The sequence below is a fragment of the Bradyrhizobium sp. Tv2a-2 genome, assembly GCF_000472425.1.
Taxonomy (GTDB): domain Bacteria; phylum Pseudomonadota; class Alphaproteobacteria; order Rhizobiales; family Xanthobacteraceae; genus Bradyrhizobium.
In genome coordinates this window covers 127,584-139,495 of sequence record NZ_AXAI01000018.1, presented here as the reverse complement: position 1 = coordinate 139,495, position 11,912 = coordinate 127,584, and the positions used below count along the sequence as shown (strand labels likewise).

At 63.5% G+C, this 11,912-nt stretch carries 11 protein-coding genes; 5 read left to right on the top strand and 6 right to left on the bottom strand.

Going from position 1 to position 11,912, the window contains the following annotated elements:
• Nucleotides 1-285: 285 nt before the first annotated feature.
• From A3AI_RS0131255 to A3AI_RS0131240, 4 genes are all read right to left on the bottom strand, one after another.
• Entirely contained in the window at nucleotides 286-660 is a 375-nt protein-coding gene (locus tag A3AI_RS0131255) for an ATP-grasp domain-containing protein (protein WP_024519356.1), read from the bottom strand.
• A 113-nt stretch (nucleotides 661-773) separates the two neighbouring features.
• A complete protein-coding gene (locus A3AI_RS0131250; protein ID WP_024519355.1) occupies nucleotides 774-2,105 on the bottom strand; it encodes a cytochrome-c peroxidase in 1,332 nt (443 codons plus the stop codon).
• Between the two features lie 22 nt (nucleotides 2,106-2,127).
• Nucleotides 2,128-3,780: a phospholipase C gene (locus tag A3AI_RS0131245; RefSeq protein ID WP_024519354.1), complete on the bottom strand. Its 1,653-nt coding sequence runs from the start codon at nucleotides 3,778-3,780 to the stop codon at nucleotides 2,128-2,130.
• A gap of 203 nt (nucleotides 3,781-3,983) precedes the next feature.
• Entirely contained in the window at nucleotides 3,984-5,135 is a 1,152-nt protein-coding gene (locus A3AI_RS0131240) for an aminotransferase class V-fold PLP-dependent enzyme (protein ID WP_024519353.1), read from the bottom strand.
• Between the two features lie 352 nt (nucleotides 5,136-5,487).
• On the opposite strand from A3AI_RS0131240, the gene A3AI_RS0131235 reads away from it, so the two are divergent.
• The 3 genes from A3AI_RS0131235 (at nucleotide 5,488) to A3AI_RS0131225 (ending at nucleotide 8,273) form a co-directional block, all read left to right on the top strand.
• Nucleotides 5,488-6,009 (top strand): Dps family protein, encoded by a 522-nt coding sequence (locus tag A3AI_RS0131235; protein WP_024519352.1) that lies wholly within the window; start codon nucleotides 5,488-5,490, stop codon nucleotides 6,007-6,009.
• A 66-nt stretch (nucleotides 6,010-6,075) separates the two neighbouring features.
• Entirely contained in the window at nucleotides 6,076-6,900 is an 825-nt protein-coding gene (locus A3AI_RS0131230; protein WP_024519351.1) for an alpha/beta fold hydrolase, read from the top strand.
• Nucleotides 6,901-7,076: 176 nt separating this feature from the next.
• Nucleotides 7,077-8,273, top strand: coding sequence for an EAL domain-containing protein (locus tag A3AI_RS0131225; RefSeq protein ID WP_024519350.1), 1,197 nt, complete (start codon nucleotides 7,077-7,079; stop codon nucleotides 8,271-8,273).
• 72 nt (nucleotides 8,274-8,345) lie between these two features.
• Here the strand turns inward: A3AI_RS0131225 and tuf are convergent, their stop codons facing one another.
• Together tuf and A3AI_RS0131215 are read right to left on the bottom strand one after the other, a co-directional pair.
• The gene (gene tuf, locus A3AI_RS0131220) at nucleotides 8,346-9,551 is read right to left on the bottom strand and encodes an elongation factor Tu (protein WP_024519349.1); all 1,206 of its coding nucleotides are present in this window, start codon (nucleotides 9,549-9,551) and stop codon (nucleotides 8,346-8,348) included.
• A 287-nt stretch (nucleotides 9,552-9,838) separates the two neighbouring features.
• Entirely contained in the window at nucleotides 9,839-10,990 is a 1,152-nt protein-coding gene (locus tag A3AI_RS0131215; RefSeq protein WP_024519348.1) for a zinc-binding dehydrogenase, read from the bottom strand.
• Here A3AI_RS0131215 and A3AI_RS50035 point away from each other — a divergent pair.
• Both A3AI_RS50035 and A3AI_RS0131210 read left to right on the top strand, forming a co-directional pair.
• On the top strand, nucleotides 10,989-11,120 hold the full coding sequence (locus A3AI_RS50035) for a hypothetical protein (protein WP_283807289.1): 132 nt from the start codon (nucleotides 10,989-10,991) through the stop codon (nucleotides 11,118-11,120). The two genes, A3AI_RS0131215 and A3AI_RS50035, sit on opposite strands and share 2 nt — an antisense overlap.
• A 78-nt stretch (nucleotides 11,121-11,198) precedes the next feature.
• Nucleotides 11,199-11,813 carry a PilZ domain-containing protein gene (locus tag A3AI_RS0131210; RefSeq protein ID WP_024519347.1) on the top strand — a complete coding sequence of 205 codons (615 nt, stop codon included), beginning with the start codon at nucleotides 11,199-11,201 and terminating at the stop codon, nucleotides 11,811-11,813.
• Nucleotides 11,814-11,912 lie beyond the last annotated feature (99 nt).

Below are 11,912 nucleotides of genomic sequence, written 5' to 3'. Positions count from 1 at the left end.
AGCCCGCGAATCTGACCGACCGCTACGGCACTGTTGGGGGTGCGCGTCCGGTCAGCTTCGCTCCGTCGAGCGACACCATCAAACATCAGACGTGATCTCTCCGGCAACCGCTTGACCATGGGCTAGCGAAAGTGCCAATTGCCTCTAACGATCGGGTACTTCACCTGCGCGCGATCAGATCGGAACGCTGCGCGGCATCAGATTGGAATACCTGCGCGCGATCATTGGAATCCGCAATGGTCTATGAGGGCCTGCGCTGACGCGCGACGTTCTTGCCGCTTGCAATCACGGTTGTCCGATGCCGGAGAACAGCGTGCGGGCTGAGGCCATGGCGCGATCGATGAACGGACGGCGGCGATCGCCGAGCGGACCTGGCGGCGGCGGGACGATGCGCATGGTGGCGTTGGCCTCGAACACCAGCACCTCGCCGTCGGCACCGAGCGCGAAATCGACGCCGGCGTAATCGAGGCCGAGCGCCTCGCCAATCCGCCGCAGCGCCGTCATCGCCCGCTCGCCGATGACACCTTCGGGGTCCGCCAGATAGCGCAGCTCCTCGGCCCGGTGGGCTTCGTTGACCGCCATGTCGGACGAGAAATAATGAACCTTCCACTGCTGCGAGATCGCCAGATGCAGCGGGTAGACCGTGCCTCCGAGCAGCATCGCGCGATACTTGCGAAACAGTCCGTCGGCGCCGGTGCGTCAACGGCCCGGCAGCGATATTCCAGCGCGGGAGTTTAAGAACGGCCGAGGTGTGACCGCGTAGCGTGCGGCCCTCACGGTTCCGGCTTATAGCCGTCGGTCAAAGTATTGAGGAAGGCGATGATGTCGGCTTCGTCCTGTGCCGTCATCGCCGGCTGCTGGCCCGGATGACGATCGAAGGGCGGATCGCTCACATCGACATTGGCGCGATACTTTGCCGGCAGGTCGTCGTACTTCTTCACGCTGCCATCCGCCGCGTGCGGGAAAACTTTCTCCGGATTGGTGTCGCGGAAATTGTAGAAATCCATCACCTCTTGCAGGCTGTGGAAGACGCCGTTGTGGAAGAAGGCGTGGCGTGTTGCCGAATTCCGCAAGGTCGGCGTGACGAACATACCGCAATATTGCGTCTGCTCGGCGATGTCGGTCCGCGTTGGCCCGCAGGCGCCGAGGTCGAAAAATGCGGGATCGCCGTTCTGGCCCAGCGCCGCATTGCGCGGTGCGCCAAGCGCCTCGTACTGGTGGTCGGTGAAGAGCGGCGGCAGGTTGTCATGACTAGGGTTGGACAGATGGCAACCGCCGCAATTGGCCTTCTCGGGGTCGTTGAACAATTGCAGGCCGCGCATTTCGCTCTCGGTCAGTCGCGCCTTGCCCTCCAGCCAGTAATCGTACTTGCTCGTGTAGGGGTGGAAGCTCGGCTCTTCGACCTGGTAGCGCGCGACGGCGAACATCGCTTCGGACACCAATAGATTCCGGTTTGAGAAAATACCCTCGCCGAACAGGCCCACGAAACTGTCGGCATAGGGCGCGTGGCTCAGCTTGTCCGCGACCTTGTCGAGGCTGCCGCCGTCCATCTCATTTTTGTCGAGCAGCGGAAACAGCGCCTGATCCTGCAGCGTATCGACGCGGCCATCCCAGAACAGCCCGCCTTGCGGTACGATATTCGCGGCCGATGCGGCCGTGCCCGTGGCGGTTTTCTTGGCGCGAACACTCTGCTGGCCGAGCGCGGCCATCTGCGCGACCGGGACAAGATTGTCGTCGTCGCTCTGCTCGGGGCCGATGCTGAAACTCGGATTTCGCTCGACATAGGTGAGCGAAGGGACGGCACGCGCCCCCTGGCGCGTCAGATCGGCGCCGCCGAGCATGACCGGCCCATCGTTGGGCGGTCCGTAATGATGCTCCGGGCCATGACAGGATGCGCATGACAGCGCACCGGACGAAGACAAGGATGGGTCGTAGAAGATCTGCTTGCCCAGCTGCGCCATCGCGGAGAGCGGGGCCGTCTGCGGGCGCAAGAGATGCACCGGGTGCGGATTGGCTCCCGGAAGGACTTGCGTCTCGACCGCAGAGACAGCGCCGGCCATGCAAAGCAGGCCGGCGCCGAGGAGCCACAAAGTGCGGCTGTTCATATTGTTTCCGTAAGTCCAGTCGTTACTGCATCGGCACGCTGGCGGTGACGGTGCCGGCGACCGGATCAAGGAACAGCTTGTTGTTGGGCGTCTGGGTGAAGTCCAGCATGTCCGTGATCAGGCCGGAGGTGGCATCGAGCGAGCCGCCGCCGATACGCTTGCCGTTCAGCCAGTTGTCCTCAATGAAGCGAACCACCGAGGACTGGGTGATGCGCTTGGCGCTGGCGTAATTCGGGATCGCATAGGGCGAGATCACGATGAAGGGCGTGCGCGTGCCCGGACCGCAGCGGCCGTTCACCGGCTTGCCATTGAGACCGTTCGGCTGAACCTGCGAAGCAACGCCGGTGCCGCACAGGCCCGGGCCGTTCATCTGATCGGCGGTCGCATCGTACGACGCCCAGGTCGGCTTGGCGTAGAGATGATCGTACCAGCCGTCGGAGTCGTCATAGGTGATGATGACCAGCGTGCTGTTCCAGTCAGGCTGCTCCTGCAGGAAGTTGATCAGCTGGACATTGCCCTGCTGCTCGTCGAGCGGATCGGAGTTGCCGGGGTGACCGTCCTGAACGGACGGCATCTTGATGTAGGAGACGGCCGGGTAGTTACCGTTGAGGACAGCGGCGTAGAAGTCCTGCAGATCGTACTGGTGGTTGGCGGGATCGAGGGCTTCGCCGTTCGGCTGCAGGGTATGGCCGATCGCCTGCAAAGAACTCGGCCGCGCATGGGCCGGGTTGGCGGTCGACTTATAGTACTGGAACCAGGCGTGGTGCGGGACGTAGTCCGTGCTGGTGCCGCTCAGGACGCTCGAAAAGGTCGAGCGAGCGCAGCCGGTCGTATTGTTGATGTTGGTGCGGGTGAGGTCGAAGCCGCCCATGAAGCCGCCCCACGGGATTTCCGCAGCGTTGAGCAGGTCGCCGACATTCTTGCCTGTCATCAACACCGTGCTGGTCGTGCTGGAGCAGATATCATTGGCTGGGTCGGTGTCGCCGGTCAGCGTCAGGCCGCCCTGGCCGTCGTTGACGGACGACGACGAACCGACGATGTTCTGCGCGCCATTGTTTTGGCCGGAGATCACCGCGATCGCGCCGGGCGTCGACGGACCGAAGGTGTCGGTGTAGGCGTTGTAGTTCATCGCGAAATTCTGGGCGTAATTCCACATCGCGGTGACGGTGTTGCCGTCGAAATAGCCCATCACCTGGCCGTTGGTGCCGAAGGCGCCGACGCCGCCGGCGGTGCCGCGACCAGTGAATTTAGGGAACAGATCCATCTTGCCGTTGTCATAGGCCTGCTGCTCGGCCGTATAGGCGTGGTTCTGCGACTTGGTGTTGGCTTGGGTGCGGTCGAGGCGGAACGGGTTCGCTGCGCCGGTGCCGTTGGCAGTGTTCGTGAAATTCGGATTGTTGGTCAGCAGACCTGCGGTCTTGAGGTTGGCGACCGACGGCGTCTTGCCCTTCGCGACGAAGGGAATTTCGCCGGCCGGGTTACCGGCAACCGGGTACGTCGCGAAGTAGTGGTCGAAGGAGACGTTCTCGCCGAAAATGACCACAACGTGCTTGATCGGCGTCGCGGTGGGCAGATTGTTCGGGTTGGTGTAGCCGCCGGCGAAGGCCGCTGTGCTGTTCACAGCCACGGCTGCGATCACGGTCAGTGCGACCGTGGAAAGAAGTTTGCTTTTCATCCTGTTACCCCAAAAGGAAGTATTTTATTGACCGGCGACGCTTTAGCGGTTGTGGGTGACAGCGCTGTGTAAGTTTTATGAGTGCTCTAAACTTGCTACGTCGCGGTTGTAATCAAGCAAGACGCTTCGCGCATTCCGCGAGCAAGCAGCTGCGCACTTTTTTTGAAACGGCGGGAGGACGCGGCAGGCGTTCGGGTCTTGAGCTACGCCTTCAACCGCCGGGTCAACGCGGCGACAAAACGGTCGACATCGATCTCGTCATTGTAGACGTGCGGCGAGACACGGATGCGACCCAACCGCGGCGCAACAAAGATGCCCTCGCTCGCAAGGCCCTCGATCAGCCCGGCCGGCATCCCGCCCTTGAACGCGAGACAAAGAAGATGCGGCGCGCGCAGGCTCCGATCGGGTATGTGAAGCGCAAGGCCGCGGAGTTCTTGCGCAATGTGGTCAGTCAGCATCGACAGCCGCTGCGCGATGGCACTCGCGCCCCACTCCGCCACCATCTCCATGCCGATGGCTGCCATCTCCATGGACACGAAGTGATCACGCTCGCCCATGTCGAAGCGCCGCGCGTCGGAGACGTAGCGCAGATCGGCGAAATAGACCGCGTTCTCGGCGCGCACATCGCGGCGGCCGTAGGCGGTCTGCTCCAGCGGAATGCCGCCTTGATGGCGCTTGGCTATATACATGAAGGCGCGGCCGTAGGGGCCGAGCAGCCACTTATAGGTCGGAAACAGCACGAAGTCCGGATCGAGGCGCCTGACGTCCATCGCGAGCACGCCGACGCTCTGGGTCGCGTCGATCAAGAACAGCGCGCTTTGGCGCTTCAGCGCGATGCGCACGGCGTCGACATCGATCAGCCCGCCGTCCGACCAGTGCACCGAGGAGATCGAGGCAAGCCCGACCGGCGGCGCGCCAGGCCGGTCGATGATGGCAAGAACGGCCGAGGTCCAGTCGCCGTCATCAGGCTGACTGACCGTTTCGACCGTGAAGCCTTGCGCCGTGGCGCGGGCCCGCCATTCCAGCACCGGCGAGGAATGATCATTCTCCAGAACAATCACGCGCGAGCCGCGCGGAATTGGCAGGATCTTGGCCGCGGTCGCAACACCGTAGCTGACCGAGGGCGTGAGCGCGACATCGGCCGCGTCCGCATTGATCAGCCGCGCCGCGGCCGCGCGCGTGCGCTCATATTGCGCATGGGCGAAGCCCGCATCGAGCGTCCAGGGTGTCCCCTTGCGCGCCACGGCCGCGCGGCCCGCCTCCAGGGTCCGCAACGGCAATGGGCTGTAGGAAGCCGCGTTCAAATAACAGACATGGCGCGGCATCTCGAAGAGCTCGCGCTGCGAGGCAAGCATGTGGCGTCTCGTGAGCAGCAGGACTGCCCGATTTTAGAGCATTGCACCGGGATCAGCGCAAGCCGGTTCGCCCCGGCTTTCTTGTGACGGGGACCCTGTCGGCACACCAAGACGGGTGCAGCGCCTGTCGCGATCCCGTGGCACACGGAACTGCCCGTCTCGCAACGACTAACTCCCTTTAACAACACCTAACGGGCAATTTACCGGCTGGTGAGCGAACGTGATGCCGCGCTTGAGGGCGCCAACCACACCTGCCTGTTAGAAGCCTGCTTGCCAGGCTCTGGTTCGGCAACATGAGGACAGGCTGCGGCAATGTCGGCTTGACCTCGACAATCGCGAAAGGAGACAACCGATGAGCGCACAGGACACCAAGGTGCACAAATCAGCCTCGCTCGAGACACCCACCGATCTGCCCGCGGATGCGGTGCGGGATATTGCGGGCGCGCTGAACATCCTGCTCGCCGATATGTTCGGACTGTATCTCAAGACCAAGAACTTCCACTGGCATATGTCGGGTCCACACTTCCGCGACTATCACCTCCTGCTTGATGAGCAGGGCGAGCAGATCTTCGCGACCACCGACGCGATCGCCGAGCGCGTCCGCAAGATCGGCGGCTCGACGTTGCGCTCCATCGGACACATCAGCCGCCTGCAGCGCGTCCTCGACAACGACGCCGATTACGTGACGCCCAAGGACATGCTGGCGGAGCTTCGCGACGACAACAAGCAGCTCACCACACGCATGCGCGAGACTCACAATGTCTGCGACGAGCACGGCGACGTTGCCAGCGCAAGCCTGTTGGAAAACTGGATCGACGAGGCGGAGCGGCGCACCTGGTTCCTGTTCGAGACGACGCGCGGCAGGGGCGAGTGACGCTGACGCGTTGCGCGCGGCTTTTTGGAATAGCTAACCATTCGATTTAATCAAGGAGACATGTTCATGCCCACGATCACGACCAAAGACGGCACCGAGATTTTCTACAAGGACTGGGGCACCGGGCAGCCCATCGTCTTCAGCCATGGCTGGCCGCTGTCATCGGACGACTGGGACACGCAGATGCTGTTCTTCCTCAATCGCGGCTTTCGCGTGGTCGCCCATGATCGCCGCGGCCACGGCCGCTCGAGCCAGGGCGGCACCGGCCACGACATGGATCACTACGCCGACGATCTCGCGGCGGTGACCGCGCATCTCGACCTCAAGAATGCCGTGCATGTCGGCCACTCCACCGGCGGCGGCGAGGTCGTGCACTACATCGCCCGCCATGGCGAGAGCCGCGTGGCGAAAGCGGCGATCCTTTCCGCCGTACCTCCTCTAATGGTGCAGACGCCGGCCAATCCGGGCGGCCTGCCGAAAAGCGTCTTCGACGGCCTGCAGGCGCAGCTTGCCGCCAACCGCTCGCAATTCTATCGCGATCTCCCCGCGGGTCCGTTCTATGGTTACAACCGCCCGGGCGCGAAACCGTCGGAAGCAATAATCCAGAACTGGTGGCGGCAGGGCATGATGGGCGGCGCGAAGGCGCATTACGACGGCATCGTCGCATTCTCGCAGACCGACTTCACCGAGGACCTGAAGAAGATAAGCGTGCCGGTTCTGGTGATGCATGGCGATGACGACCAGATCGTGCCTTATGCCGATTCCGGGCCGCTCTCGGCCAAGCTTTTGAAGAACGGCACCTTGAAGACCTACAAGGGCTTTCCGCACGGCATGCCGACAACCGAAGCGGAGACCATCAACGCCGACCTGCTCGCCTTCATCAAGGGCTAGTGCGTGATCCCCGAAGAGCCGCGCGGCGTCGAGCGCTGTGCGGCCCTCCTCCGGCGCGCAGACGATCATATGCCGATCATTACAGGTGGTTCGCCGCACCGCATTCGCGCCACGCATCAGTGGTTGTCGCGGAAACGTCACAATCCCCCCTGATGGTGGGGTGTGGATGAACGGTCATGGAACGACACATCGACACCGCCCAGAGGCGCGCCATCTTCGGACGCCGCAGGGTCGTGCCGCGCGCCACAGTGGTGGACGGCAAGAGGCACAATCAGGCCTTCCTGACGGAAACGCTCACCGACCTTGGCTTCATCGCCTGTGAATGCCCTGCTGAGCCCGAAACCATCATGGAGACCGCGCCGGATCTGGTCGTGCTCGGCATCTCCAGCGGCGATGCCGTCGAGATCAGCAGGATCCTGCACGTTCTAGGGGGTGCCGCGTTCGACGGCTCCATCCTTGCCGTCGGTCCTGCCGGTTCCGTCCTGGTCACAGCCGTCCACCAGCTCTGCCACGAGTTGGGGCTCGCGATGCTGCCGCCGCTGCCGACCCCCTTCAGCGTCGACGCGCTGCGTGGACGCATCGCTCCGTTGCTCTCCGCCGACGAGGCGCCGCACCCCGTCATCGACGTCGCCGAGGCGCTCAAGCTCGGCTGGCTCGAATTGTGGTACCAGCACAAGATCGACGCGCGCTCGCTGCTGGCGCTGGGCGCCGAGGCGCTGGTGCGCATCCGTCATCCGGCCTGGGGCGTGGTTGCGCCCGCCGATCTGATCCCCGACGACAGCGATCCGAGCTTCCGCGGCTTCTCCGAGTTCGTGGTCACGCAAGCGCTCGAGGACTGGCACCTGTTCGTGCAGACCCGCGGGGCACTCGAAATCTCGATCAACCTGCCGCTCGCCATCCTGAAGGACCGGCCCGCGGTGCTCGACCTCTGCAGGAAATTGCCGAGCCACCCGGCTTTCGGCGGCCTGCTCATCGCAATCGACGCCGACGATATCATCCGCAACCGCGACCTCATCGTCGAGATCGCGCGAGAACTCCGATTTCGCAACCTCGCGATATCGGTCGACAATGTCGGCACGGACTGGCCGGAACTCGCCGCGCTCGAGATATTCCCCTTCATCGAGCTGAAGGTCGCCCGCCAGTTCGTCGTGGGCTCGGCTAACGACCGGCTCAAGCAGGTGGTCTGCCGCAGCATCATCGATCTCGCCAGGAACTACGGCGCGCGCACCGTCGCCAAGGGCATCGAGACCCGCGCCGATTTCCTCACCGTCCAGGAATTGGGTTTCGACCAGGCGCAGGGATTTCTGTTCGGCAAGCCAGTCAGCGCGCAGAAATTCGCACGGGCGCGCGCTCTGCCGCGTGCGTCGAGTTGAGATGCGGCCTCGCAGAGCAAATGGCCCGGTGGGAAGTGAAATGGGGGCGCGGGTTCACCCGGCCCCCATTCCTCACTCCATGATCCGCGTCACGATGCCGGCACCGACGGTGCGGTTGCCTTCACGGATCGCGAAGCGCGACCGCTCTTCAAGCGCGATCGCCTTGTTGAGCTCGATCGTAAGCTCGGCATTGTCGCCCGGCATCACCATGTCGACGCCGTCTCCGAGGTCGACGGTGCCGGTGACGTCGGCGGTGCGGAAGTAGAACTGCGGACGATAGTTGCGGAAGAAGGGCGTGTGGCGCCCGCCCTCGTCCTTCGTCAGCACATACACTTCCGCCCGGAAGGTCTTGTGCGGCTTCGCGGCGCCCGGTCTCGACAGCACCTGACCCCGCTCCACCACACCCTTGTCGATCCCGCGGAGCAAGCAGCCGACATTATCGCCGGCCTCGCCCTGGTCGAGAATCTTCCGATAGCTCTCGATCGAGGTGACCACCGATTTGCGGGTCTCGCCGAGACCTACAATCTCGACCTCGTCGCCGAGCCTGACCGTGCCGCGCTCGATCAGCCCGGTCACGACAGTGCCGCGGCCGGAGATCGACTGGACGCCCTCGATCGGCATCAGGAACGACCCATCCTTCGGACGCTCGGGCAACTCGACATAGCTGTCGAGCGCCTCGAACAGTTTCAGGATGGCCTGATCCGCCAACGGCCCCGTCTCGCCCTGCAGCGCCTTCATGGCGGCACCGCGTATGACCGGCACGTTATCCCCGTCGAACTGGTACTTCGACAGCAGATCGCGCACCTCGATCTCGACCAGATCGACGAGCTCCGGGTCGTCAGCGACATCGCACTTGTTCAGGAACACCACGATGCGCGGCACGCCGACCTGGCGCGCCAGCAGGATATGCTCGCGCGTCTGCGGCATCGGCCCGTCCACGGCGGAGACGAGCAGGATCGCGCCGTCCATCTGCGCCGCGCCCGTGATCATGTTCTTCACATAATCGGCATGGCCCGGGCAATCGACATGCGAGTAATGCCGCGCCGCCGTCGAATATTCGACGTGGCTCGTCGCAATGGTCAGGATCTTCGAGTCGTCACGCGTACCTTGCGCGGCCGACGCCTTGGCGACGTCCTGATAGGAGACGAAGGCGCCCCAGCCGTGATCGCTTGAGACCTTCGTCATCGCCGCCGTCAGCGTCGTCTTGCCATGGTCCACGTGGCCGATCGTGCCCACATTGCAGTTGGGCTTGAGGCGGGTGAACTTCTCTTTGGACATTGGACACCTGTGGTGTTCGAGCTCCCGTGCTGGTTTGCACGACTCGAGGCACCGCGAGAGCTCGTTCGGCGCCCGGAGCCGCTTCCGCTCCGGGCTGCCACGATTGTCAGGTGAGACGTTCGGTCAGGTCCAAAGCAGATTGGCGGCGGACAAGGGCATTAGCCCTTCCGTCTTCAGCATTCGTGCTTGCTGTGACTGCCGCATTGTTGGACGCCTGGGTCGCTGAATTTGCGAGAAAGAGCCGCGTACATAAGGAATCGCGGCGCGGTTTGCAAGCCTCCGCCGCCTCACTCAATAAGCTTTGGCCACGGCACGATCGTCGACTTCACTGTCTTCATCGCCATGGCATCCGCGACGGCCTGCCTCACGCCCTCTTCCGTGAACGGATAGATCGTCTGCATCGCTTCCCACGGATATTTGTCGCGGGTGCGGTAGAGCATCTCGACACCGAGCGGCAGGTCATTGCCGGTAAATCCCCACGAGCCGAGCACGGTCAGGTCCTTGGTGCAGATGCGGTGCCAGGAGGTCTCGATCGAGCCGGCATCGGTGAACTGGCCCATCTCGACATAGGTGCCGCCGTCGCGCAGCATCTCGATGCCCTCGGGCCCCGCGGTCGGATGGCCCGAGCAATCCATCACGAGATCGGCGCCGAAGCCGCCGACGATGTCGCGCACCGCAGTGATGCGCTCCTGCGCGGTTTTGAATTGCTCGATGTCGACGGTCGCTTCCGCACCAAACTTGCGGGCAAGCTCGAGCCGCGGCCTTTCCGGCGCGCCGACGCAGATCACCCGCCCCGCGCCCATCTCCTGAGCTGCGGCCACCGCCAGGATTCCGATTGGACCGGAGCCCTGGATCACCACGGTAGCCCCCCACGAGAAGCCCCCGGCGCGCGTGGCGCGGTTGAAGGCGCGGATGCAGGAGGTCAAGGGCTCCGACAGCGCGCCGAGCCTGAGCGACATGTCGTCGGGTAATTTGTAGATCTTGGTGCCCGGCAGCATGTCGAGATCGACATAGACATATTCGGCCCAGCCGCCCCACAGATGCGGCGCCTTGTCGAAGCCGAGATAGCGCCCGTAATAGACGGGCGTCAGGCACTTGTTGGCATGATCAGGGTAATGGACGCAGTAATAGCAGCGGCCGCAGGGCATGAGCGGCGGGATCATCACTTTCGAGCCAACCTGCAGCGGCTTGTCCATGAAATCGGATGTGAACTCGGAGCCTGTCTCGACCAGCACGCCACCGATCTCGTGCCCGAGCGTGAACGGCCAGGGCAACGGCTTCGGCCAATGGCCTTTGAGGATATGCAAATCAGTGCCACAGACGCCGCAGGCGCCGACCTTGATCAGCGCCGCCTTCTTCGGGATCTCAGGCCAAGGCACGGTGCGGATGACGGGCGCCGCGCCCGGGCCGTCATAGGTGCAGACGCGGATCTGTTGCATGTCGATGTCCTCCCGCCCGCATCTGGTGTTGTCGGTTGTTGGCGCGGGCTGGCAAAAGATTAAAGGCAAGCGGCTCGTGGTGCCAAGCGCGCCGGCACGCTTCGCCGCCGCCACATCTGCTAATAACTGACGACCCCGCTAACCCCTCATTAACCCTGCCGGCCGTAGGGTTTTCGCTGCCGCACAGCCGGTGGTGGTGGGTACAACGATGGCGTTGGCGAACAAAAAATCCATTCTTCCGGCAGCGGAAGAACGTCGGCGCTTTCAGCGCGTGAAAGTGCATCTGCTTGGCCGCTACATGCTCCCGGACCGGCGTGAATTTCCTTGCCAGATTATTAATATGTCGCCCGGCGGCCTGGCGCTGCTGGCGCCCGGCATCGGCAATGTCGGCGACCGCGTGATCGCCTATCTCGACCATATCGGCCGGGTCGAGGGCAAGATCACCCGCATCATCGACAACGGCTTTGCCATGACGGTCGCGGCGACCGCCCGCAAGCGCGACAAGCTCGCGGCACAGCTGACCTGGCTCGCCAACCGCGACATTCTCAATCTGCCCGAGGATCGCCGCCACGACCGCATCATACCGCGCAACCCGATCGCCATCCTCACGCTCGAGGACGGCAGCAAGATGACCTGCCGTATCATCGACATGTCGCTGTCGGGCGCGGCAATCGCCGCCGAGACAAGACCGCCCCTGCGCTCGCTGGTCATGCTCGGTCGGGTGCAGGCCCGCGCGGTGCGTAACCTCGAGGACGGCTTTGCCCTCGAATTCGTTCATGAACAGATGGCCGAGACTCTCGAAGAGAGCGTTACCGCCCGGTAAAGCGCAGAATTGGCAAGTTCTCCTGTTTTCGCGGCGCCTTCGGGCGCCGTTTGCTTTTGGCTCCCGCAATGGCCCGCACGTAGCGGCCTCAAATCCGGT